Annotated in this window: 17 protein-coding genes; 11 read left to right on the top strand and 6 right to left on the bottom strand. The window is 58.0% G+C overall.

Annotated features, from left to right (window positions below; translation table 11 throughout):
- Positions 1 to 2: 2 nt before the first annotated feature.
- A complete protein-coding gene (locus FHS27_RS27310) occupies positions 3 to 467 on the bottom strand; it encodes a HugZ family pyridoxamine 5'-phosphate oxidase (RefSeq protein WP_246421063.1) in 465 nt (154 codons plus the stop codon).
- 202 nt (positions 468 to 669) lie between these two features.
- Here FHS27_RS27310 and FHS27_RS27305 point away from each other — a divergent pair, with 202 nt between their 5' ends.
- Positions 670 to 2,850, top strand: coding sequence for a hypothetical protein (locus tag FHS27_RS27305; RefSeq protein WP_184309023.1), 2,181 nt, complete (start codon positions 670 to 672; stop codon positions 2,848 to 2,850).
- A gap of 99 nt (positions 2,851 to 2,949) precedes the next feature.
- On the opposite strand, the gene FHS27_RS27300 is transcribed toward FHS27_RS27305, so the two are convergent.
- Positions 2,950 to 3,864: a hypothetical protein gene (locus FHS27_RS27300; protein ID WP_184309021.1), complete on the bottom strand. Its 915-nt coding sequence runs from the start codon at positions 3,862 to 3,864 to the stop codon at positions 2,950 to 2,952.
- A 23-nt stretch (positions 3,865 to 3,887) separates the two neighbouring features.
- Positions 3,888 to 4,493, bottom strand: a complete 606-nt coding sequence (locus FHS27_RS27295; RefSeq protein ID WP_009096812.1) for a lysophospholipid acyltransferase family protein — start codon at positions 4,491 to 4,493, stop codon at positions 3,888 to 3,890.
- A 209-nt stretch (positions 4,494 to 4,702) separates the two neighbouring features.
- Here FHS27_RS27295 and purB point away from each other — a divergent pair, with 209 nt between their 5' ends.
- On the top strand, positions 4,703 to 6,130 hold the full coding sequence (gene purB / locus FHS27_RS27290; protein WP_184309084.1) for an adenylosuccinate lyase: 1,428 nt from the start codon (positions 4,703 to 4,705) through the stop codon (positions 6,128 to 6,130).
- 197 nt (positions 6,131 to 6,327) lie between these two features.
- Here purB and FHS27_RS27285 read toward each other — a convergent pair whose 3' ends face one another.
- Positions 6,328 to 6,810 (bottom strand): helix-turn-helix transcriptional regulator, encoded by a 483-nt coding sequence (locus FHS27_RS27285; protein ID WP_184309019.1) that lies wholly within the window; start codon positions 6,808 to 6,810, stop codon positions 6,328 to 6,330.
- 191 nt (positions 6,811 to 7,001) lie between these two features.
- Here FHS27_RS27285 and FHS27_RS27280 point away from each other — a divergent pair, with 191 nt between their 5' ends.
- Complete coding sequence (locus FHS27_RS27280; RefSeq protein WP_184309017.1) at positions 7,002 to 8,714, top strand: proton-conducting transporter transmembrane domain-containing protein; 1,713 nt, start codon at positions 7,002 to 7,004, stop codon at positions 8,712 to 8,714.
- An 89-nt stretch (positions 8,715 to 8,803) separates the two neighbouring features.
- The gene (locus FHS27_RS27275) at positions 8,804 to 11,410 is read left to right on the top strand and encodes a YbcC family protein (protein ID WP_184309015.1); all 2,607 of its coding nucleotides are present in this window, start codon (positions 8,804 to 8,806) and stop codon (positions 11,408 to 11,410) included.
- A 74-nt stretch (positions 11,411 to 11,484) separates the two neighbouring features.
- On the opposite strand, the gene FHS27_RS27270 is transcribed toward FHS27_RS27275, so the two are convergent.
- Positions 11,485 to 13,725: a sigma 54-interacting transcriptional regulator gene (locus FHS27_RS27270; protein ID WP_315854711.1), complete on the bottom strand. Its 2,241-nt coding sequence runs from the start codon at positions 13,723 to 13,725 to the stop codon at positions 11,485 to 11,487.
- A 506-nt stretch (positions 13,726 to 14,231) separates the two neighbouring features.
- Between FHS27_RS27270 and FHS27_RS31805 the strand changes: the two genes are divergently transcribed.
- The 4 genes from FHS27_RS31805 to sufD all read left to right on the top strand — a co-directional run bounded on the left by FHS27_RS31805 (position 14,232) and on the right by sufD (position 18,428).
- Positions 14,232 to 14,483 carry a 4Fe-4S dicluster domain-containing protein gene (locus FHS27_RS31805; RefSeq protein ID WP_184309013.1) on the top strand — a complete coding sequence of 84 codons (252 nt, stop codon included), beginning with the start codon at positions 14,232 to 14,234 and terminating at the stop codon, positions 14,481 to 14,483.
- A 187-nt stretch (positions 14,484 to 14,670) separates the two neighbouring features.
- Positions 14,671 to 16,116 carry a Fe-S cluster assembly protein SufB gene (gene sufB / locus FHS27_RS27260; protein WP_160167281.1) on the top strand — a complete coding sequence of 482 codons (1,446 nt, stop codon included), beginning with the start codon at positions 14,671 to 14,673 and terminating at the stop codon, positions 16,114 to 16,116.
- A 149-nt stretch (positions 16,117 to 16,265) separates the two neighbouring features.
- A complete protein-coding gene (gene sufC / locus FHS27_RS27255) occupies positions 16,266 to 17,030 on the top strand; it encodes a Fe-S cluster assembly ATPase SufC (protein ID WP_009096796.1) in 765 nt (254 codons plus the stop codon).
- A 75-nt stretch (positions 17,031 to 17,105) separates the two neighbouring features.
- Positions 17,106 to 18,428, top strand: coding sequence for a Fe-S cluster assembly protein SufD (sufD, locus tag FHS27_RS27250; RefSeq protein WP_184309011.1), 1,323 nt, complete (start codon positions 17,106 to 17,108; stop codon positions 18,426 to 18,428).
- A gap of 53 nt (positions 18,429 to 18,481) precedes the next feature.
- Here sufD and FHS27_RS27245 read toward each other — a convergent pair whose 3' ends face one another.
- Positions 18,482 to 21,514, bottom strand: coding sequence for a CHAT domain-containing protein (locus FHS27_RS27245; protein WP_246421059.1), 3,033 nt, complete (start codon positions 21,512 to 21,514; stop codon positions 18,482 to 18,484).
- A gap of 294 nt (positions 21,515 to 21,808) precedes the next feature.
- Here FHS27_RS27245 and FHS27_RS27240 point away from each other — a divergent pair, with 294 nt between their 5' ends.
- The 3 genes from FHS27_RS27240 to FHS27_RS27230 all read left to right on the top strand — a co-directional run bounded on the left by FHS27_RS27240 (position 21,809) and on the right by FHS27_RS27230 (position 25,080).
- Positions 21,809 to 22,864: a hypothetical protein gene (locus FHS27_RS27240; protein WP_184309007.1), complete on the top strand. Its 1,056-nt coding sequence runs from the start codon at positions 21,809 to 21,811 to the stop codon at positions 22,862 to 22,864.
- 68 nt (positions 22,865 to 22,932) lie between these two features.
- Positions 22,933 to 24,003: a putative zinc-binding metallopeptidase gene (locus tag FHS27_RS27235; protein WP_246421058.1), complete on the top strand. Its 1,071-nt coding sequence runs from the start codon at positions 22,933 to 22,935 to the stop codon at positions 24,001 to 24,003.
- A gap of 51 nt (positions 24,004 to 24,054) precedes the next feature.
- The gene (locus FHS27_RS27230; RefSeq protein ID WP_184309003.1) at positions 24,055 to 25,080 is read left to right on the top strand and encodes a D-alanine--D-alanine ligase family protein; all 1,026 of its coding nucleotides are present in this window, start codon (positions 24,055 to 24,057) and stop codon (positions 25,078 to 25,080) included.
- The last annotated feature ends 191 nt before the right edge of the window (positions 25,081 to 25,271 follow it).

The raw sequence follows: 25,271 nt of genomic DNA, 5'->3' as shown, positions 1-25,271 counted from the left end.
CTTTACAACTGATCGGCTGAGACGGTTTCGATACGCCCGAAACCCGCGACCAAGTGGGCCGTCGTGATTGAGAATTCATAGATCGCGAAATCACCGAACCCGGCGTACAGTTCCGCCGACGGGTGAGCGTCGAGGAAAACTGCTCGGGCTTCAGCATCAGATCCTGACTCGAGCTTCTTAACCGTCCCCACCAACGTCACACGGGCCGCGGCCAGAGGTTCGCCAGTCGTTCCAGAGGGAGCCTCGGCGAGCAACAGCGAGGCGGACGCGTTTGCGTTCAGATTTTGGGTGTGCCGGGCCAATCCGCTCAACAGCATCAACACGGTCGGCACCGATTCGGGATCTGAACCGGACGTCGCCGCCACGGTGACCAGCGAGACGAACGGACCGCCGTCGGATTCGATCGTCCCGAGACTCGCCGATCGCGCCGCGCGAACGATCGATTTGGCCAGTCCGGCGTCGGTCATCAAAATTCCCATCAAACAGTGCAAAAGAACGTTCCCTAGGCAGTATAGCGGTGTTCTCGCGTCCACGGGTTAGTCAGCAAAATGCGGAATCTGGCGGACTGGCACCGTTCGTGCTGTGATTCCTGGTCGCACTCCGTGCTTTTATTGCCAAACTAGCTAAACTGGCGAAGCCCACATTCCCCGCAGTCCGCCTAGAACATCCATGCTCCAAAAACACGGTTTTTCGATCGTTCTCGCCACCGCCGCCGTTTTCCAGGTCATGGCTCCTGGTGACATGGCTCCCGTAGTAGCGACCGCGACCGCCGGATGGCCGATCGTCGAGAACGCCCCGCTTTCGCATTCCTTCGCCGCGCCGCAATATCCGCCGCTGCCCGAGGGAGCGATTTTGCTGGAGACCGTGGCCAGCCCCACGAACCCGATCGACCAAGTCACCGAATTGCTCAACGCGATCGATCGAGCTCGCGGCGAACTGAACCCCGATACGCTGCCGGACCTCGTTCGCGCCGAAGCCGAAGTGGTCACACGAATGGCGGCGGTGGAATCGTACTTCGAACGGTCGACCAATTCCTCGAACAAGTCCGCGTGGCTGCGTTACTTGACGATGGGCCCGTTGATGGAGGCGATCGAGAACGAAGAGTCGATCGCCCGCCGAGGCCGTCCCGCCGTCGAACTCGAGTCACGTTTGCGGGGCATTCACACGGGCTTGGAACTGGCCCCATTGGTGAACCTTCGCACGGCCGTTCAACACTACATCGCGGCGCTGCGATACTCCGATCCGAAACGAGGCCTCGCGTCGATCAACAAACAACTCGACGCATTGAGCGACCTGTTCGCTCCCGAAGAGACGTCTGAGAAAGGAGCGACCTCCGAGTCCTCCGAACCGATCCGATCGCCACGACCGCTGAGCGAATTGTCGGCCGAAGACGTTGCCCAGTTAGAGCGTCTGCTCGGAGGCCTCTCCGACGCCAATCAAGCGACCGCGTTGGTCTCGCAAATCCGTTCGCACTTCAGCAAACCGAACTTACGCGGATGGGTCGACGGACGCACGATCACTGACGCGTTGAGTCGACCGATCAACAATCCCAACGACGTCAACGATTGTATCCTCGGCACTCGAATGCTCGGTCGCGCCCGAATCACCGGGCACGTCACGTCGCAACTGCTGCCCTCGGATCAATATGTTCGGTTGATGGTTCGGATGGACGGCACGTTCACCTCGACCGCTCGTGGATTTCATAAACCGATCACGCTGGACACCACAGGCCTCGGCAAGGTGTACGCGGCCCGGCAATTCGCAATCACGGAGAAAGGCATCACTCTCGGTGAGACCATTGCGACCGCGGATCTGTCGACACAAATCAGACGGATCAACCATCCGCTCAAACTCGTGCGGAAAATCGCGTTGCGGAAAGCCGCCGAACAACGACCACTTGCCGAGGCCATTTCGAGTAACAAACTGCGAGACCAAACGTTAGAAGGATTCGACGAACAAACCGCCGAAGCCGCCAAACGCGAGTTCCCAAGTATTGATGAGGCCATCACGCCATGGTTCCTCCGACTCGATTTTCCAACGCTGACGCGATCAATCGGATCGACGAGCGAAGCCGTCTATTCACGCGCGAACCTCCAACGTCCCTTCGGTCTCGCCGCGTTAGCCGAACCACCGCCGCTCGCTTCCATCCGTTCGGTCGATGGCGAGGGCGTGCATCCCGGTGGTTACTTCAGTGCCGTGCAAGTGCATCAGAGCGTGCTGGACAACACGATCGTCAATCTGCTCGCCGGACAAACGCTCTCGCCTGCCAAGATCAATGAATTGGTGGCGGCATTGGGAATCCCGATCCCCGCGCAAGTCACATCGTCACCCGCAATCAAGGCGGCCGTGACCAGCAGCGGCGTCGAACCGCTCGATCTCGATATCGACGATCTCAGCGTCGACGATGTGGTCGAGGCGGTCGCCGAAGCTGAACCACCGGAAGAATTCGAAGTCGACTTACACGATTTCCGCCCCGTGTTCGTCGAAGCGGTCGACCAGTCACTGCGAATCGGATTGCGTGGTACACGTTTCTCGCAAGGTGACCGCGAAATCAGTCGCACTCTGGAAGTCGCCGCAACTTACCGACCGGTCATCAGCGACGAGGAGATGTGGTTGATCCGCGATGAAGAAGTCGACCTTTCGTTCCCCGGCACACGCCGGCTCACGATCAGCCAAACGGCGATCAAAACCAACATGGAAAAGAGCTTCAACGATCTCTTCCCGAAAGAACTCCTACACCGCAGCTTTCCGATGCCCCCGTCGGTCAAACTGCCCACGTTGGCAGGACGCGTGCTGAAGGTATCCGCGATCGACTTCACCGACGGTTGGATCTCAATCGCGTTGCGATAGCTTTAACGCGGTAGTCACCGTTTCACCGGCCCGATCGGCCAGGGAACGACGACCGCGTCATCGTTCTTCCCCGAATTGCGACAGGCGACTGAATCGTCGCTACGTGGCAACGGGTTCGCCTTCCTCCGCCGCTTCGACTTCTTCTTCGGCAGAAGTCTCTTCTTGGGGCGACGTCGAGTCTGGTTCGCGGAGCCTCAGAATGATCGACTCGCCTTCGACTTCGATGGTTTCGAACTTCCTCAGCATCTCTGCGTTTTCTGGATTCTTGTAGACGTCCTTGGCCAAGTTTTCGAGGGCAAACTGGTCGAGAATCTGTTGTGGAATCTGTTCGCCCTTGACGCTCGCGTCGATCAACCGCACGACCAGAATGCCGTCTTGCATCGAGACATCAAATTCTCCATCGGCGTTAAAGAATCGCCCATCGCCTCCCGGGAACATATCTGTCGGAATGCTGACCTTACCAAACACCCGCCCGTCTTCAATTTCGACGAACACGCGTCCCTTCAACTCCGGTTTCGATGCGATCAAACCGTTGATCTCTTTCGCGGTCAGTTCCAATTCGCGGACCGGCAATTGACCAGTGGCGAGTTCTTCGCTGTCGGTATCCGATTCGCCATCGGCATCAACATCGACGTCCTCCCCCACGTTGACGCTTTGTTCACCACGAACTTGATTGGTAAACGATTCGATGCGGGTCTCCAATGCGCTGAGTTCTTCCTCATCCATTTCGACGACCGGCATTTCGGCGGCCTGAGTGTCGGTGTACTTGGCGACCTGCGTGGTGAGTAAGTAATACCCACCGACACCGAGACCGACCATCGCGAGCAGCATGAAGACGATCGCGCCGAGACATCCCCACACCCAACAACCGAGCCCCTTTTTTGGCTCGCGTTGTCCGGCTGCGGCCTCGTGAGGTGCGTAGGGGCCCGAAGCGGGATTGTTCATCGGGTCTCCCGCACCGCCCGGCGTCGTCCACGGGGCACGGTTGGGGTTTTGATCGCTACCATCACTCATTCGATGAATCCGTTTTGAGGGGGTTAAAGATCTTTCAGTTGCAAAACCGATTGTCGGGCTCGCCGCAAAAAGTCGGCTTTGGGTTCGCCCGCTTCGAGGAAAATCGGAGCTCCGATCGTGATGCACGAAAGCAGCGGCACGGGCAAAACCTCGCCACGCGGCAAGATCCGGTTGAGGTTTTCCATATAAACGGGAACCAATTCAAGATCAGGTCGTTTTTTGCCCAAGTAATACAGCCCGCTTTTGAAATCACTCATTTCTTCCCCGGCGCTCCGACCGCCTTCGGGGAACACGATTAGCGAATAGATATCGCCCATTTGGCGAATCATGCTGTCGATCGGACTCTTGTGAACCCGGATCTCTTTGCGGTCGATCAGCAGAGCGTTGAAACTCGCCGCGATATGGGGTTTGAACCATCCGCCGCTCCAATAATCCTTCGCCGCCACCGGACGCGTCAACGCGCGGATCTCTTTCGGTAACGCCGACCACAGCACCACCGCATCGAGGTGGCTGGTGTGATTGGCGAAATAAATGCGTTGGCAGGTGTCCGGTTGGCAGTCGATCCAGCGAACGGTGAAACCGCTGAATAACTTTGCCAAGAGGACGATCGCGTGGCTGGTCAAGGTCATGGCGACGAGTTTACCCTGACGCCGCGATTGCCAGTAGATCCCCCGGCGGGCCCGTCATTCGTCCTCAGCGAATGAGAGACTATATTCTTGCCCGTCGCCTTCCGTGAATTTCCCAAAGTGTCGCCTGACACGAGACCGATCGCGATCCATTTCAACTCTCGCAAGTCCGCTTGCCCGCTCTTTTTTCGGAGATTTTCGTGCCGGCCCCAATGCCCACCGTTTTGCCTAACGTCCTCGCCTCCCGTTACGCCAGCGACGCGATGGTCGCAATCTGGTCCCCCGAAGCCAAGGTGATCCAAGAGCGAAAATTGTGGATCGCGGTGATGGAAGCCCAGAACGATCTCGGCGTTTCGATCCCTGATGACGTGATCGATGCGTACCGCAAAGTCGTCGATCAAGTGAATCTGCAATCGATCGATGATCGCGAACGGGTCACCAAGCACGACGTCAAAGCCCGCATTGAAGAGTTCAACGCGCTGGCCGGACACGAGCACGTCCACAAAGGAATGACGAGCCGCGATTTAACCGAAAACGTCGAACAACTACAAATCCGCTCGGGCCTAATGCTCGTCCGCGACCGGATCGTGACGTCGTTATCGTTGGTCGCCGAACGTGCGTCGGAATTCGCCGAATTGGCGATCGCCGGACGCAGCCACAACGTCCCCGCCCAAGTCACGACGGTCGGCAAACGGTTCGCCAACATCGCCGAAGAATTGTTAGTTGCGCACCAACGCATCGACGAATTGATCGCCCGCTATCCTCTGCGTGGCATCAAGGGCCCCGTCGGGACACAGCAGGACATGCTCGACCTGTTCCAAAACGACGCCAGCAAACTCGACCAACTCGACGTTCGTATCGCCGAACGTCTCGGGTTCACGTCGGTGTTCGATAGCGTTGGACAAGTCTACGCACGATCGCTCGATTTCGATGTCGTCTCGGCACTGACGCAGCTTTCGTCCGCGCCCGCGAACTTTGCCCGGACGCTGCGTTTGATGGCGGGTGCGGAACTGGCGACGGAAGGTTTCCGGCCCGGCCAAGTCGGATCGTCGGCGATGCCGCACAAGATGAACGCTCGATCAGCCGAACGAATCGACGGGTTCTGCGTGTTGTTGCGTGGTTACCTCGCCATGGTCGGCGGTTTGATCGGCGACCAGTGGAACGAGGGCGACGTCAGTTGCAGTGTCGTGCGACGTGTTGCCGTGCCGGACGCGTTTCTGGCGATCGACGGACAACTCGAAACGTTCCTTACCGTGCTCGCTGACTACGGCGTTTACCCCGCGGTGATCGAGCGTGAGCTTCGCCGGTACCTGCCGTTCCTCGCAACGACCAAAATCTTGGTGGCCGCAGTCAAAGCCGGCGTGGGTCGCGAAACCGCACACGAAGCGATCAAGGAACACGCCGTCGCGGCGGCCCTCGCGATGCGTGACACCGGTCGTGACGACAACGATCTGCTCGAACGTCTCGCCGAAGACGACCGAATCCCGATGACCGGAGAACAACTGAGTGCGGCAATCGGCGCACCGATCGAGTTCATCGGCAACGCGGCTCAACAGATCGAAAAGGTGAACGCCAAGATCGCCAAACTCGTCGACGCCAACCCCGACGCGGCCGCCTATCGCCCTGGCAACATTCTGTAGCGTGACCCTTTGTTCCCGGGCGCGGCGACCAGCACGCCGCCCGGTGCAAAATCAGAACGCAGCAAGACCAAGTCCAATCGCAAACAGGTTCCCCACGCATCGACACCCTGCGTCCCGGCGTCCAGCCTACCTGTTACCTGCAACTGCAACCTAGAGTCAGCGATTCGCCCCAACCTGATCGCGAGCGTCGAAACGGATTAACCGTGGATCAGCTTTAACAGATCGCCGATCGTTCGATGGGCTTCGATCGGGTGACGCAATTGCTCATCCGGCAGGACTTCGTAGTGGTTCTTCCGGCCGACTTTCTCTCGGCGGATAAACCCCTCGTCTTCCAGATCCTGCACAATCCGCTGGACCGCCCGTTCGGTGATGCCGACTTTCAACGCGACTTCCCGGAGTACCAAATCGGGATCGCCGTGCAGCGTGATCAGCACGTGCGCGTGATTGGTGAGGAATGTCCACCGACTCGCCGGGGATTCGCTCTTTCCGGTTGATTTCTCCGCCGCACCCTTTGCCACCTTGAGAGCCGACGTTTCTCGCGCCGGTTGCTCTTTTCCGGTCTCTTTCGAGGCCGTTGCCGTTGATCGAGTTGCCGATCGCTTCATGATCAAAAATTCCGCCTGTCCGCGAGTGAAATGCAGTCGAAGCGCCTCCGTGGCCGCTCGCATTCCACAAAACATACCATCGAATTCACGAAACAAAATTCGCGGGATTAAAAAGACGCAGTAAAAAGCGGGTTTTCATGCGATTTCGGAGGCAAACTGACCGGATTCGATCAAGATTCGCCGCCAAAACAACGAAACTGAATTGACGACAGGCATGTCGTGCTTTACTATTCGCGTATCCCATACCGCAAATTGGAGTTCACGCAATGAGTTGGTTTCTGTCGCTTGGTTTTCTGCTTCCGGTCACCCTGATCGCGACGGCATGCGTCCCCCGCTCGCTCGCCAAAGGCGAAGTGGTTCGGTATCGCCGCTGGGTCACGTTCCTCGCCGGTGGGCAAGCCTTGGTTGCCGCCGCAATGTTGTTGTCGCTGGGAATGTCCACGGCCTTCGGATCGGCAGAGACGCTGGGCCTGGGAACGACGCAACCCGCCGACGCGACGCTGCTGCGACTTTCGGATGATTTGCCGCTGACAGTTTCGGTTCACTACGACGGCGTCGCCGCATTGATGTTCGCGTTGGTGTCTTTCGTCGGATGGGTCATCTGTCGCTATTCGATGCGTTACCTCGACGGCGAACCATCCCAAGGTCGCTACTACCGGTGGACCAGCTTCACGATCGGATCGGTTTGCCTGATGGTGATTTCGGGAAACCTCCTGATGTTCGTCACGGCATGGGTGATGACGAGCCTGGGGCTACATCAACTGCTGCTGCACTACGGCGATCGTCCTGCAGCTCGGCGAGCGGCGTGGACCAAGTTCACAATCAGCCGAATCGGTGATGCGGCTTTGTTGGTCGCGATCACGCTGATCTATCGAGAGTTCAGCACGCTCGAATTCGCTGAACTGCTCGCCGCCGCAGGATCCACCGTGACCGCCACGCCCGGCATTCAAGCGGCCTGCTTTCTCTTGGTCGCCGGTGCGATTACGAAGTCCGCACAATTTCCGTTTCACACTTGGTTGCCGTTGACGATGGAGACGCCCACTCCTGTCTCCGCACTGATGCACGCTGGCATCGTCAACGCGGGTGGCTACCTGTTGATCCGGACCAGCCCGATCCTCGCACTGACGCCCACGGCAATGACAATGCTCGCCTTTATCGGCGGGCTAACAGCTTGCTTCGGCGCCGTGGTGATGTTGACGCAGACAAGCGTGAAGAAGTCACTCGCATATTCAACGATTGCCCAGATGGGATTCATGATGTTGCAATGCGGGCTCGGTGCGTTCTCGGCCGCGATGCTGCACATCATCGCCCACTCGCTCTACAAAGCACACGCGTTCCTGAGCAGCGGCAGCGTCCTGACGCAGCAGGCCGCAACACGGGGCGCTGCCACGCCACGATCTGCGCCCGAACATGTCTTGCCGCATAACACCGGCCTGCGACACGGTTCATTGACTCCCTCGAACGTTCATCCGTCTGTGGTTACTTCCCATCCCACCACGAATACTGGTGAAACGTGGAAACAAGTCGCAGGCTCAGTGTTGATCTCGACGGCAGCGTTAACGGCGGCTTTTGTGGTCTTTCAAATCAACCCGTTGGCCAAACCGGGCGGACTCCTACTCGGCGGCGTCCTCTGTGTTTCTCTGGCCTACTGGATGCAGCGAGTGATGGCCTCAGGCGAATCTAAGCTGGTCATGCGGTCCGTCGCGGTGACCGCGGCGATGTGTTTCGCCTACACGGCGAGCTTTTGCGGCGTCGACAAAATCGTCTCAGCGAGTCTGCCGGCCGCCACGTCGCCGACCTGGCAACTGTTCGTCGCAGTGGCGGTCGCATTCGGTTTCGGAATGCTTCTGGCGATTCAACTTCGTGCGACAACGCCGTGGAAATCGTCTCGCTTCGAACGATGGCAAATCCACGCCGCCAACGGCTTCTATCTCGACAGCATTATCCGACGCGTTTTCGGACCACTCGTTTCGAGTTGACCTCGTTTGTTGCCCAATCCCCTGCAAATTCACCTGATCCCTTTTCGTCGATCCACTCCACCTGACTCAACTTCCACCAAAGGAATCTCATGTCGAACGTAATGACTCAAAACGCTCCCGCGTCGCCGATGAAAGCAGCGGTCGCAAAGATCATCTCGCGATCCGAACCTGGAACATCCGGTTTCGGCACGACCATCCGCGAAGCGCTCAAAAGGGTCAGCGATGTGATCGCACCGGTTTGGCCGCTGCGGGATTACGTGGCGGTGAATCCCTACGCGGGACTCTCAGCGAACAGCTTTTTGGAGGCACGTTCCCTTTTACAATCCTTTTCAGATTGCGAAACCCTGATGGGAATCGAGTACTACCGAGACGCCTACCGCGAAGGCCGTTTTACCGCCGACGACATCGCGGAATCGATGAAGGAATTGGCCGAACAACAAATCACAACATCGCTCGACGCGCAGGACACCTGCGACCTACTCGCCCAAAATTCCAATTCGGAAAATCCCGGAATCCGCGAACAAAAGGTGCAACCGCGTCTGCGAACGATTGCGGAAATTGCAACCACGTCACACAGCATCGATTGGAGCGAAGCGATTCGCGACGAAGTATCGAAACATTGTGCGGCACACTACGACGAAGGCGAATCGGTTTGGGCGAGCCCCGTGGCGCACTTGTCGCTCTACCAAGCTTGGCGAACGGTCGCACCCCATGACCGGAACATCGAGATCCTCGGTCTGCGAGGGATTCGCCAGTTCATTGCGAAGTTGCCCGCGATGCCAGAAACCGCCATCACCGAACTCTTGACGCGGTTGAATGTCCCGCAACCACTCTGGTCTTCGTTCCTGCTTTGCCAAGCGTTCTCGATCCCCGGGTGGAGTGCCTGGACGAAGTATCAAACGAACTGGAAAGGGAACGCCCCCGTGTCAAACGACTCGTTCAGCGAGAACGACCTGGTCGGCCTGCTGGCCATCCGGTTGGCCTACGATGTCGCACTGGCCGAGAGCGAATCGATTGAAATCGATCTCTCGGGATTGGTGGACAAGAATTGGCCGGCGGGTATTGGCCGAACAAACGGGAACGAGGAAGCCGTCGTTCGACTGGTGCTCCTGCGAGCCAGCGAAATCGCGTTCCGCAACAACCTCCTCGATTCGATGTGCGAGAAACCCTTCTCACCGCATCACGAAACGTCGGATCTTGCGAGCCCGCCCCAACGCAAACTCGCGCAGATGGTGTTTTGCATCGACGTTCGATCCGAACGAATCCGACGCCAACTCGAATCCCTTTCCGACCAGATCGACACTCTTGGATTTGCCGGCTTCTTCGGCATGCCGATTCAATCAGTGTCGATCGGACAAACCACCGGAGACGCTCATGTGCCGGTATTGATCAAACCGAAATTCAAATTGCACGAAGGGTTGCCCCATCAAGAACACGAACCGAGCGTCATTTCAAAGCGAAAACAAACACGGACTTGGCGTCAAACCTGGAACGAGTACTCGACCAGCGGCATCGGGTGTTTCTCATTCGTCGAGTCGACCGGGTTGCTGTACGGCTGGAAACTCGCATCGCGAGCGTTCGGTAAAGCCGGCTCCAACGACCATCGTTACGACGCCGTGCCCGACCACGAACGAGATCAACTCGGACCAACGCTTCGAGGCCTCAACCATCAGGGGATCACACTCACCCAGCAAGCCGACCTCGCCGAATCGATACTTCGCAACATGGGCCTGACCGAAGACTTCGCGTCGTTGGTCGTGTTCTGTGGGCACGCCAGCCAAACGGACAACAATCCACTCGCCGCGGGACTCGATTGCGGTGCATGCGGAGGTCACTCCGGTGAACCGAATGCGAGACTGGCCGCAATGCTTCTCAACCAACATTCCATCCGAACGATTTTGGCGAACCGCGGGATCATGATTCCCGACGACACGCTCTTCGTCGCCGGACTTCACAACACCGCCACCGACAGCATCACATTTTTTCACGCAGACGACGTTCCGGAATCACACCGGGATCACGTTCAACAATTGACCGAGATCGCCGACAACGCGAGCGAGCAGACACGACTCGAACGACTTCCGATCGTCGCCAGCGACACGGTCGAAAAACTTATCCAACGGGCGGGCGATTGGTCCGAGGTGCGACCGGAGTGGGCGTTGGCGGGTAACGCGGCATTCATCGTCGCTCCACGGTCACTGACACGCGACGTGAATCTCGACGGCCGTTCCTTCCTCCACAGTTATGATTGGCAACAAGACCCCGAGGGCAAAGTCCTGGAGTCCATCATGACCGCACCGATGGTCGTGGCTCACTGGATCAACATGCAGTACTACGCGTCCACGGTCGACAACGCCCACTTCGGAAGCGGATGCAAGACGGTCCACAACGTGGTCGGTCGGTTCGGCATTTTGTCGGGCAACGGAGGCGACCTGATGACGGGGCTGCCATGGCAATCGGTCCACACGGGATCCGCGTATCAGCACGCACCGATGCGGTTGCAAGTGATCATCGCGGCGCCGCTGGAATCGATCGACCGAGTGCTTCAAAAACACCTTCCCGTCGCGGAACTCGTCGAGGGCGGCTGGCTGCACTTGGTCGCGATCCACGACGGCATGTCCTATCAACGTGCCCCGTCGGGCGATTGGTCGGCCATGCCGTCAGCCATGCCGTCGGCGTGCAACACGGTGAACTGACGGTGCTGAAAACACCGACCCGAGAACATTCTCGAAATCTAAATGGGTCCCATCATCACCAGCTCGCTGGCACATCACTCGTGCTGGCGGCTGGTTTTGATTTTCTGTTTTCGCATCTTGCCGTACAACGTTGTGGGTTTGAGCCCCAACGCGGCGGCGGCACCATCGTGGCCATAAACCTTCCCGCCGCAACGTTCGAGCGCGTCAAGAATGGCTTGCCTTTCGATTTCCGCGAGAGTCCCATACGCGCCATCCGTTGCACCGGAGAAACCGGAACCTCCAAATGACATATCGCCGCCCAGCGTTTCACCACTGGAGGCAATTCCGCCTGAGACGACACTGCCCGACAACCACGACGCGTCGAGCGAAAGCGTGTCGCCGCGGCTGATGATCATCGAACGTTCGATAATGTTCTCAAGCTCGCGAACGTTGCCCGGCCAATCGTACTGCATCAGCACCTCCATCCCACGACGGTCCACGCGGGTGATGCTCTTGTTCATGCGTGCGGAAAAGCGGCCAATGAAATGATTCAATAGCGCCGGAATGTCTTCCCGACGCTCACGCAGCGGCGGAACGACGATCGGGAAGACGTTGAGGCGATAGTAGAGATCATCGCGAAAGCGACCTTCTTCGGCAGCGGTTTTCAAGTTCCGGTTGCTGGCCGCGATCACACGTGTGTCGACATCGATCGGCTCGCTGCCGCCGACGCGTTCGATCACCCGTTCCTGCAACACACGCAACAACATCACTTGCGTTTCCGCCGGGACCTCCGAGATTTCATCGAGGAAGATACTGCCGTGATGCGACAACTCAAACCGACCACGACGTCGCTCGGTAGCGCCCGTGAACGCACCCGCCTCGTGACCGAACAACTCGCTCGCGATCAGCGACGGCGACAGCGAGGCGCAGTTGACCTTCACCATCAAATTTTCGCGGCGCGCACTTCCGTCGTGAATCGCTCGAGCGATCAACTCCTTTCCTGTCCCCGTTTCACCGAGAATCAAGACCGTCGAATCTGTTAACGCGACCTGCTCGACCGCGACACGAACTTGCCGCATCGCGGGCGAGTCGCCGATGATGTTTCCGAAATCATGATCGGTGCGAATCTCGTCGCGGAGGTACACGTTCTGTTGTTCCAGCTCACTCTTCAATCGATCGATTTCGCTGTATGCGGACGCGTTGTCCAGCGCGATCGATAACTGGCTACAAATCTCTCGCAACAGCTCCAAATCCCATTGGTCGGGTTGATGTTCCTTGCGAGACACGATGCCCAAAACGCCGACGCTCTGTTCACGCGACAACAACGGTAGATAGACCTTCGATCCGTAACCGACTTCGAACAATCGCCGATCTTCGGGGAACGCCTGGGCTTCCTTGAGCGACCGGACGACCTGGGGAACCCGGTGTTGCATCACCCAATCGAACGCGGACCCCGGCAGCGGCTGCGTCGGGATTTCGGCCCAATGATGCCGGTCCCCGTTGAACTCCAGAGCAAACCCGTGACGCGACGTCGCCCGGGCGGACACCAGCAATAAACTCACGCGGTCGCAGTTGAGGTGTTTGCGAATCTGCACCGCGGCATGACGGAACACCTGCCGCATGTCGAGACTCGAATTGACGACCTGCCCCATTTCGACGAGCAACCGATACCGGCTCTCCGATCGGCGGAGTTGCTCGGTCTGCTTGTCGACTTCGAGTCGCAAGGTGTCGAGGAAATCGTCCTTCGCCGAGTTCGCGCGAGCGAGTTCCTCGTTGCTCTGCTGCAACTGCCCGATCAACCGAGTCTTCTCCACGCCGATCGCGATCGGACTGGCGAGGCGACCGAGCAATTCGGCGTGCCGTGTCTTGTATCGGTTCTTCTCGCGACTGGAAAAGAAGATCACCCCGATCGGTTTCCCATCGGCGAGCAGCGGCAACGTTAGGCTGGACCGCATCCCTTCGCGGACGATCAATTCGGTCGAACTCGACGCCGGTTTGTGACGCAGGTATTCATCGAGGTCCGAGATGATCCGCGGTTCGCCGGTCTCTAGCAGAGGCGCCAGCGTGGAGCCTTCCACTCGAGCGGCGTATCCGATCTTCAGCTTCACATCGCCGTCGGACCGACACGCAACGAGCCGGAGCACGTGAGCGGGCTCCTCAAGAAGTGCCACCCCGATACGGTTCGACGGAACGACATCGGCCAGGTGATCGAATACCGAGGCGAGCAACTCATCGAGGCCGTGGCCCATGTTGAGTTGCCTGAGCATCCGCTCGACGAGGTGCTCGTAACTCGCGGCCTCGGCCGCAGCATCCGAAATCACAGAAGATTCGGTCACAGCAGATCGCGTCTCAGAAGCCCGACTCGCATCCGACCCAGAGGGCCGCGACGCGGGCTTCGACGAATCCATGGACTGAGAATCCGTGATTTGAGAATCTGCGGACTGAGAATCTGGCGACTGAGAATTTGGGGACAATGCGTGGGACTCGAAGGATTGCAACGCGGGCTCGAGACCATCTCAATATGAACAAACGACCAAATATCGACAAGCAGCAAATCGAGCGGATTCAAGGCGTTCCTCGGCAAAAGCCGATAATCGGTAAAACCGCGCCAGCCAGAATGACCAAATATGGTCACCCTTCAAAAAACACCTCTTTCATTAAGATTTTCTTAACTCGTTTGCTTCAAACGCGTTGCGTCGTCGGGGTGGGTCGCGATTCGTATTCTGGCACACCGGGTGCATTCATGGATCGAAGAAGTTCCAGGTTGCCACCCGTCGTTGGGGCACGGCGGCCTTCGATCTGCTTCCTTTTCGACACCTCTCCTCTCCCGCGTTCATTTCTCATGGCCCACGTTGTTGCCGAGCCTTGCTGCGACTGCAAACACACAGATTGTGTGGTGGTTTGCCCGGTGGAGTGTTTTCACGAGGGACCTCGCATGCTGTACATCCACCCGGATGAATGCATCGATTGCGAAGCCTGTGTGCCGGAGTGTCCGGAGGAAGCAATTTACCATGAGGACCGGTTGCCGGCAGATTGGGCACCGTTCCGAGACCTCAACGCCACGATGGCTCGGCAAACTCCCCTAGTGAGCTGAACTGTTCCTCGTCGTGGTGGTTCACCATCGACGAAAACCGGGCTACTTTACGAGCCCTCATAGTTTTTAAGAAAACGAAGTTTTTAAGCATACAAACGAAATTCAGTCGCGAGCGATCCCCCGTCCCATCCCAGGGAACAGAATCCCCCCAAACTGGCGTCCTATGACCACACCGGAGAAACAAACCATGTCATCTGAAAACGCGCTGCTGGAAGAATACGCCCAGCGTGAATACGAGCACGGGTTCATCACTGACATCGAAGCGGATTCCATTCCGGCGGGTTTGAGTGAAGACGTCGTGCGTTTGATTTCGCAAAAGAAGAACGAACCGGAATGGTTGCTCGAATGGCGTTTGAAGGCCTACCGTCATTGGTTGACCCTCGAAGAGCCGAACTGGCACAACGTCAAATTCCCGCCGATCGATTACCAGGCGTCGGTTTACTATTCCGCACCGAAACAAAAGCCGAAGCTGAACAGCCTCGACGAAGTTGACCCGGTGTTGCTGGAAACGTACGAGAAATTGGGCATCCCGCTCGAAGAGCAAAAGGTGCTCGCCAACGTCGCCGTCGACGCGGTCTTCGATAGCGTTTCGATCGTGACCACGTTCCGCGAAACTCTCGAAAAGCACGGCGTCATTTTCTGCCCATTCTCCGAAGCCGTTCAGCGTTTCCCTGAATTGGTGCAAAAGTACCTCGGCTCGGTCGTGCCTTACTCGGACAACTTCTACGCGTCGCTGAACTCGGCCGTCTTCAGCGACGGCTCGTTCTGCTACATCCCCAAGGGTGTGCGATGCCCGATGGAATTGTCGACGTACTTCCGCATCAACGCACAGAACACCGGACAATTCGAACGGACCCTGATCATCGCCGAAGAGGGCAGCTACGTCAGCTATCTCGAGGGTTGCACGGCACCGAAGCGTGACGAAAACCAACTGCACGCCGCAGTGGTTGAACTCGTCGCGATGGACGACGCTCAAATCAAATACTCGACCGTCCAGAACTGGTACCCCGGCGACGCCGAAGGCAAGGGCGGTATCTATAACTTCGTGACCAAACGCGGAGCCTGCCGCGGCGAGAATTCGAAGATCTCGTGGACGCAGGTCGAAACCGGTTCGGCGATCACGTGGAAATACCCGAGCGTGATCTTGCAAGGCGACAACTCCGTCGGTGAATTCTACAGCGTCGCTGTTACCGCGAATCATCAACAGGCCGACACCGGCACGAAGATGATTCACATCGGCAAGAACACCAAGAGCACGATCATCTCCAAGGGGATCTCGGCGGGTGTTGGCCAGAACAGCTACCGCGGCGAAGTCAAAATCATGAAGGGCGCGACCAACGCTCGCAACTTCTCGCAGTGCGATTCGTTGTTGATCGGTGACCGCTGCGGTGCCCACACGTTCCCCTACATCGAAGTCCGCAACACGACGGGCAAAGTGGAGCACGAAGCGTCCACCTCGAAGGTTGGCGAAGACCAGATTTACTATCTCCGCCAGCGCGGACTGCCGACCGAAGACGCGGTCAACATGATCGTCAACGGCTTCTGCAAAGAAGTCTACGACGTGTTGCCAATGGAATTCGCGGTTGAAGCCCGCAAACTGTTGAACGTCAGCCTCGAAGGCAGCGTCGGTTAAACGTCACCAACACAACTCCATCGCGGTGGAGCGTGAGCCCTCCGGTCCGGTCACCCCGGACGCGTGCAATCACCCATTCGCACGCCATCGGCAACACGTGTTCTCCGCTCCTCCCATTTCCAATCACCTGATTCACTCAACCACTCATCATGTTAGAAATCAAAAACCTCCACGCCCGTAGCGAAGACACCGAAATCCTCAAGGGCATCAACCTCAGCGTCGCTGCGGGCGAAGTCCACGCGATCATGGGGCCCAACGGTTCGGGAAAGAGCACGCTCGCTCACGTTCTCGCCGGTCGCGAAGATTATGAAATCACCGAGGGTGAAGTGACCTATGACGGCAAAGATTTGCTGGACATGGAAATCGAGGAACGGGCCGCCGAAGGTGTCTTCCTGGCCTACCAATACCCTGTCGAAATTTCCGGCGTCAGCAACAAGTATTTCCTCAAGGCGGCGATTAACTCGATCCGCAAACACAACGAACAGCCTTTGATCAGCCGGGGTGATTTCGTGGCGATGCTTAAGGAAAAACTCGCGTTGTTGGGCATGGACAAATCCATGATGGACCGTAGCGTCAACGAAGGCTTCTCAGGCGGTGAAAAGAAACGCAACGAGATTCTCCAAATGGCGATGCTCGAACCGAAACTCGCGATTCTCGACGAAACCGATTCTGGTCTCGACATCGACGCGTTGAAGATCGTCTCCGAAGGCGTCAACGCACTTCGCAGCCCCGAACGTGCGATCGTCGTGGTGACTCACTACCAACGACTGCTCGACTACATCGTGCCGGACAAAGTTCATGTGTTGGCCGGTGGCAAGATCGTTCGCTCCGGCGACAAATCGCTGGCACTCGAACTCGAAGATAAGGGTTACAGCTTCCTCAACGAAGGAACCGAAGCCGTCGCGGCGAGCTAACACCGCTGACGTAAATCGCGTCCGGTCGCCGGACCACGATCAACCCGAACACTGAAACCAACCCGAACGACGAAAATGATTGCCACCGAAAACGACGCGTATCAAGAATCCTTCAACCAATTTCAAACCGAGCAGTCCGCGACCGCTCCGGCTTGGTTGACCGAATTGCGACAGGCTGCGATGACCCGCTTCACCGAATTGGGAATTCCGACCAAACGCATCGAGGACTGGCGTTTCACCAACGTGAAATCGCTCGCGGCGAAGCCGTACCAAAACGTGCAATCGATTTCGCTCGCCAGCGGTGACGCCGAAGAGTTGCTGCAACGTGCGAAGCTCGACGATTCGTTTCATCGGCTCGTGTTCGTCAATGGACACTACGTATCACAGTGGTCGACTCAACATGAATTGCCCGAAGGTGTCGTGATCGAAAACCTCGCGTCTTCGATCCGCGAAAACTCGGGCGATCTGCAAGAGCGTTTGTCGTTGGAAACATCCGACGAGGCCGCTGCGTTCATCGCGTTGAACACCGCGTTCGTTAACGACGGTGCGTTGATCGACATCCCGGAAGGCGTCGTTCTCGATCGTCCGATTCACCTGATCTTCCTCAGCGTCGAATCAGGGCAAACCGTCTGCCATCCTCGCAACCTGATCCGTCTCGGCAAAGGCAGCCGCGCCGCGGTCATCGAAAGCTATCTCGGTCGTGAAGGCGAAGGCTACTTCACCAACGCGATCACGCAAATCGAACTCGACAAATCCGCCGACCTCGATCACCACAAACTGCAGCACGAGCAAACCGATTCGCTGCATGTGGCCTCCACGCACATCGACCAGAAGGACAGCAGCGAATTCCGCTCGCACTACTTCTCGTTCGGATCGTTGATGGCTCGAAACGAAATCAACTGCATGCTCGACGGCGGAGAAATCGTCGCGACGCTCAACGGCCTCTACATGCCCACCGGCGAACAGTTGATGGACTGCCGCACGCGGATCGATCACGCCAAACCAAACTGCAACACGTACGAGTTGTACAAAGGCATCCTCGACGATCACGCCAAAGGCGTCTTCAACGGAAAGATCTTCGTGCACCAAGACGCACAGAAGACGGACGCCAAGCAGAGCAACCAAGCCCTGTTGCTGTCCGACGATGCGGTCGTCAATACGAAGCCACAGTTGGAAATTTATGCCGACGACGTGAAGTGCACCCACGGTGCCACCATCGGTGAACTCGACGAGAACGCGTTGTACTACCTACGTTCACGTGGCGTCTCGAAAGATCTCGCTCGCAAGATGCTGATCTTCGCATTCGCTAACGACGTTGTCCAAGGCGTCGAAATCCCCGCCGTTCGCCAACACCTCGAAACGATCTTGCTGTCCAGCCATGGTCTGCCAGACGTTTAACAGACGGTCAATATTTTCGCAAAACGGTCGGTTCCAACAACGCAACGGGTCGTTCAATCTTCTGTCGCCGGCGGTTCCAATTCCAGCGAACCGGTACTGAGATAAGTCGACCAGAACAACGGCGTATCCCCCGGGATCGCCGGCACGTCGGTGTCGGGTTTCCCCAACAGCGGCTCACGCGACGTCGACAATTCCGCCTGACGCAGCATCATGGTGCCCCGCCGGAGCGCCGCGGCGAGCGAAGTGTGCGGGATCTCGTTGACGATCTCAGTCAGCACCGTGACCGCGGACGATCCCCCGGTCGGCCATCGACTGACCGCGACTTCACGAACCCCCGAGGCTCGCAACGCGGCGAGCGGGAAGAACAACTCGCTCCCGTCGCCGAGCTTCGTCGTCGTTGCACTCGTTCGCAGACCGGCAATGACGACCGACTGCGGACCACTCGCGGGATAGCGAATCCAATCACGAAGTGCGTCCCAGTCGCCACGGCCCGCCGTTCGTCCCGATGAGTTGTCGACGGGGATGACATGCGTTGAGAGCGCGTCGGACACATTCGGTGTCAGGGGAGCGGCGACCAACAGGTGACCGATATCCAATCCAATGTTCTGCGTCGGTGGAGCCTTCGCGGGTGTCGTCACCAACGGATCCTGAGCTGGCATGATCACATCATCGATCATTGCTTGGTTGGCCTCGGAATCACGTAGTGCGAAGAACGTGCTCGCGACCATTGCGATGCGTTCGGATGTCGTTGCGGCGCCGACACTGCGAAGTGCAAACCCCGGCGTCGGTGCGTATTCGATCTGCAGACTGTCCGCCCACAACGGCACCGTCACTTCCGAACCGGCATCATCTCCTTCCTTGACCGCGGCCATCGCACGAGCAGGCAACAATTCAAACGGCAAGTACCACAACTGTCCGTCGGGGACAACAATGATCTTTTCGAGTCCCTCTTCCGACCATCCCGAACTTTCGGGCATCAAGAACGAACGAAGTTTGTCGGCCGCAGATTTCCAACCCTCATCCGAATCAGGCAGACGCTTTCCACGATTGCGGGACACGCCGACGTCTTGCAACAAGCGGTTGACCATCGCGGGCAATCGGTTGGCGGCGGGGACCATCCATGTGCGCGTGGTTCCGTCGCGCGTGGCGGTGGCGAAGATTTTGCCGGAGTCGACCACAAACGTGAGCAGCGCGACTCCATCAGGAACTTCGACCACGTCGGTCGTCGCAATCGCGGGCGGATTGATCTCCGGAACCGCAACTCGCGAAAGGGTCAGGTCGCTCAGTTCCGCTTCCATCGCGAGGGCCGCGGGAGCAGACCGCTCCGGCACGTTGTCGCCCTGGGCGGGCACCTGAATCGACGCTTGCGTTTTCTCACGCAATCGGGTGAACGCGGGGGGCGCGTCGGCGAGCAATCCGCGTCCTGACGGCCACAGCGTGTATGCGGGCGACGTGGCGAGCGTTCGCAATTGCAACATTCGTCCCTGCAGCGGCAAACGCGACGTCAAGCGTTTGGCGAGCACACGATCGGATTGCCGCAGAACCTCGGGCCCGTTGTTCTCCATCGAGGCCATTTTCATCAGCGCCGAGTGCATGGCCGAATCGTCAAAGTAGGTCGCCGCGAGTGCGTTGAGTGGATCTTGACGCCACAGCGAAATCCCAACCGGCCCGGCATATCCGCTCAAAATCCGTTTCGCGGATTGGTTCCCGACGTTGCCACCGAGGCCCGCCAACACGATGTCCGCTTGATACATGAACGGCATCGAGATCACGCGTCGTCGCTGGTCCCGCCGGTCGAGCACGAAATCGGCGACCGCCTTCAGTGCCGACGCCATGTCTGAACCGCCCGACGATCCGATCGGTTGCCCTTTCGCTGCGGCCAATCGAGCGGCAATGTACGCGCCGTAGGCCTCCAAGCGAGGCAGTTCAACATCACGACGTGTTGCCAACGCGATCGCGGATTGAAAGTGTTCCGCACCCACCGCGTGACGTCCCGCTGAGACCGCCGCGTCGGCGGCGACGAGATAGCAATGCAACGACGCCAAACGGGATTGCCGGACGAGGGACCGTCCCGCGAGCACCGCCGTCTGCTCGACACGGGCCAACCCCGCCGGATCAGCGACACCGACTGCGATCTGCAATGCCTCACCGATCCATTCATATTGTTCCAACGCAGCGGCAGCGTTGGTAATTTGCGACGCCGAAGCGACCATCAACGCACGCGATTCCGGATTGAGTTTCCCTGTATCATCGCCACCGGACGCGATCTTCAACGCACACAGCATTAATACCGGCGTATTCGAATGAACTCCCCCCGGCGACGCGTACTTGCTCGCCCGATCGATCACCGTCTTGTCTTCGCCAATGGCGAAATACTCACAACCCCGCATCGCGTGCAGTAGACTCCGGGCCAACGGATGGTTGACGCCGGACGGCATTTTGGTCGCTTCGAGAAGTTCGCGTGAGAGCGGATCGTCGACGGCGAGGGGTCCGAGCAGGACACGGCGACGGTGCATCAAGACCGCGATCGAGTGCATGATTTCGAGCGCGTCAATGTTCTGAATATTCGGCGACTCGATCACACCTCCTGCCGCCAGCGAACTCTCCGTGACCGCTTGTCCACGCTGAATCGGGATCGACCGTGGCAACGGCAGCAATCGAACCGCGGCGACCTCCGGCCACAAATTGTTGGTCGCCTGTTTGATCTGAGCCCCCGGGTTCAGTACCGAGAAATCGAGCTGGCCGATCCAACCACGGTTTCGAATCGCGATCCGCGCCGCCTCATCGAGTTGCACACGACAGGCGGGGAGGTGCCCGAGTTGCCAATAACACTCGGCGAGCATGACGCGACCGGGGATCGCATCGACCCACTTCCCGTTCACGTCCGTGCGGGCGCTGCGAGCCGCGTATTCGAATCCACGGATCGCGTTGTCGATATCACCGTCGCGATACGCCTGCATCGCGTCGTAGTAAATCTGCATCGGGTCGGTACCGCGACCGGTCACCTGAGCCCACGCTGTGACGTCTCCCACTAGTAGAATCGTCAACGAGAAAAGGATTGTGAACAGTTTCGTGGGTAATGCCATCGGACGATACGTTGAATTCATGCTAGCGTTGAGTTGCGGTAATCGGTCTGACTACCCCTTAGTGTAGCCGTGTTGTCGAGCGGACTCGAACGATCTCGCCGATACCGACGCCCTGCACATGGCCGCGAGTGCCGTCGATGGCGGATACAACGATTGTACGCCTGTCGTCGCGAAAGACGCGTGGACTGTTTAGAATGCGGGCACTGTTATTTGCGATTGAGTCGTTTCCTCTTCACCTCACCCTCTCTTCCCGATCGCGTGGACACTTGAGAGGGGACTGAACGTTCGGTTTTTATGCCTGTCATTCAATGCCCAAGCTGCCAAAAATCGCTCAATGTCAAACAAATGCCAGCGGGCGGACGGATTAAGTGTCCCGGCTGCGGAAACGTGATCAACGTCGGCGGGGCCAAACAGCCCGCTGCACGCCCCGCTGCACAACGACCTGCGTCGGCACGTCCCGGGGCCCAGCGAAAGATGCTGACTCCCGAAGACGAAGGTTTCGATTTCGGACAAATTCAATTTCCGACCGCGGGCCCGGTCGCCGTTTCTAGTTTTCCCACCGATCCCTACGAACGCTCCGCGTACCAGGGCCCCATTCCGGGTGACCCACTCGGCGAATACATCGGCCAACCGACCGCCCAACCGGAAGCAGGCGAAGGGAACAGCAAGTCGAAAAAGAAGGGCACGCTCAGCCCACTCGCACTGGCGGCGATTCTCGGCGGCACGTTTATGTTTTTGCTGATCGCGATCGTGATCGGTACGATTCTCGCAAGTTCCGGCGGCGACGAGGGAGATACCGCCGGCGCCCCGAAGAGTGGTTCCCCCTCATCACCCGTCGCCGATGTCGATGCAGTAAAAGCGAACGTTCCCGCCGGTTACGACCTCGTCGAAATCGCCGGCGGCGTCATCTACATGCCTCAGGGAACTTCACTCGCCAACGAAGACATCATCACGGTGCTGGAATACAAAGCCGTCAGAAGTGCGAAGACCGAATCGAGTTTCTTCTTCGGCTCGATGTCAGAAACGGCCGAAGAAGTCGAAGCGGAAACGCTCCGAAAACGGATCGCCGCACAACTCAAAGGCGGCTACATCGGTGGCACGCAGTGGCAACGCAACGGCTACAGTGGCATCAAAGGACGTGTCGACCAAAGCCGCTTTGTCGGCGAAATGCAGGTCGAAACGTTTCATGTCGACGGACGGATCTTTGTCGTCGGATACGCACCATTTAGCATGGGCGCCGACACCTCGGTGCAGATGAGCGTCGACCGTGGCGCGGAAAACGAAGAAGTCGAAACCTTCTTGAATTCCTTCACCGTGGGACCGAGACCGAAGGGCGGTTTGTTTTGGTAAAAGGAAACCGGTCGAACCCCAAAGCGAGCCGCAACGGTGCCGCCGATGGCGTGCGCCGTTCTCGCAGGATGAAACCTCTCGAACCCGAACAACTGCCGCTGGCTCGCCGCAAAGACGTGCACGATGCCGACGAGCAGTTGCTGCCGTTGTCGGATGAACAATTGCTCGACCTTCGGATGTCGGATCTCAAACTGACCATCCGCGGAACCGTTCTTGAAAAACGCATCGCCCAGCTCAACGAAGAATTGGCGGCACGAGGACTAAAATTCAAACCGCATTTTTGGTTGAGTGAAGATTGGTTTTCGCCCGACGACGTCCCCGGCATCGCGATTCCGTTTTACCTCGCCCATCGCCGGCTGATGCGTTTGGAACGCAAACAATTGCTGGACGTGGAGGGGGGAACGCATGAATGGTGCATGAAAATTTTGCGTCACGAGACCGGACACGCGATCGACACCGCGTTCCGTCTGCGACGCCGGGCGATCTATCGCCGCGTGTTCGGCAGGTCGTCGGTGCCATATCCGGAATCGTATCAACCCAAACCGTCCAGCCGTGACTACGTCCACCACTTGGAAATGTGGTACGCCCAATCACACCCGCTCGAAGACTTTGCCGAGACGTTCGCAGTTTGGCTGCGGCCGGGGTCGCGTTGGCGTGCCCGGTATCGGAATTGGCCCGCGATAAAAAAGCTCGAAACGGTGGACGAGTTAATGAACTCAATCCGCGGCAAAAAACCCGTCGTGCAATCTCGAGCCACCGTCGATCCACTTTCGCGACTCCGCAAAACCCTGCGAACGCATTACGAACGGAAACGAACCCACTACGGTTTGGACTTACCGAGCGTTTATGACAACGACCTTCGCAAACTGTTTTCGTCCGAAGAAGCTCATCGCCGCAACATGACCGCCGCCGCATTTCTGACCCGCATTCGCACCGAACTGCATCGAACGGTTTCGAAATGGACCGGCGAGAACGCCTACACGATCGACCAAGTCGTGCAGGAAATGATCGAGAGATGCCGCGAACTGAACTTGCGACTCGGCGGCCCCGCCGAGGAAGTCAAACGCGATGCCATGATCTTGGTCGCTGTCCGCATTACTAATTTCTTACACGAAGGTGGCCACCGTGTCGCAGTTTAGAAACGCCCGGCACACTGCCACCGCCCTACTATCGGTGCGGGAGAAAACCGCGTGAGTAAGTTACGTGTGCTAGTACTGGTGCGAGACGGACACGTCCCGCCGGAATCCCTCGAAGGCATCGACGAGAAAGAATGGGGACCGTGGAAAGCAGAATTCGATATCTGCGAAACGCTCCGCAACCTCGGTCACGAAGTGTTACCGCTAGGCATCTATGATGACTTGGCCCCGATCCGTAACGCGCTGAAAGATTTCGAGCCCGACATCACGTACATGTTGTTGGAGGAATTCCACGGCGTCGTGACGTATGACTTTGCCGTGATCAGCTATCTCGAGTTGATGCAACAACCCTACACGGGCTGCAACCCGCGCGGACTGCTGTTGAGCAAAGACAAAGCGTTGTCGAAAAAAATCCTGACTTATCACCGGATCCCAACGCCGCGATTCGCTGTTTTTCGACACGGACGGGCGGTACGCCGCCCGCAACGATTATCGTTCCCACTGTTCGTCAAATCGGTCACTGAAGACGCGTCGTTCGCGATTTCCCAAGCATCGATTGTTCACAACGATGCCGCACTCGCTGAACGTGTCGCGTTCGTCCATGAGAAAACAGGTGAGGACGCAATCGTGGAACAGTACATCGAAGGTCGCGAGATCTACTGTGGTGTACTCGGCAACGACCGACTGGTTTGCTTTCCCGCTTGGGAAATGGATTTCGGAACACTTCCCGAGGACGCCGCCCGCATTGCGACGAGCCGCGTGAAATGGGACCGCAAATATCAGGAACGCCACGAGATCACCACGCACGCCGCGAAAGACCTCGACCCGGCAATGGAGAAGCAAATCTTCAAACTGTGCAAACGCGTTTACCGTGCGTTGAGCATGAGCGGTTACGGACGCATGGACCTTCGGTTGACTCCCTCGGGCGAAATCTACGTGATCGAAGCCAACGCGAACCCGAACATCGAATACGGCGAAGACTTTGCCGAATCCGCTGAGGCCGCGGGCATCACCTACGAAGCCCTGATTCAACGCATCCTGAACCTCGGACTCAGCTACAAAGCCGCCTGGATGGCGTAGCGGGTGTGACGCGATTCAATCGCAACGGGCAATTGGAGCAGTCGCCACGCGCATGATCGGTTCTGTAAATAACCGGTCCGTGTAAATGACCGGTCCGTGTAAATAATCCGGCCGTGTGAATAACCGGGCCGTGTGAAATCCTGATCCGCAGGAATAACTGGGTGCGTAATTAACCGAACCGCGTGCGTGAT

The organism is Aporhodopirellula rubra (assembly GCF_014192335.1).
Taxonomy (GTDB): Bacteria; Planctomycetota; Planctomycetia; order Pirellulales; family Pirellulaceae; genus Rhodopirellula; species Rhodopirellula rubra.
The sequence above is the reverse complement of the archived record's forward strand: the minus strand, read 5'-3'. Positions and strand labels throughout refer to the sequence as shown.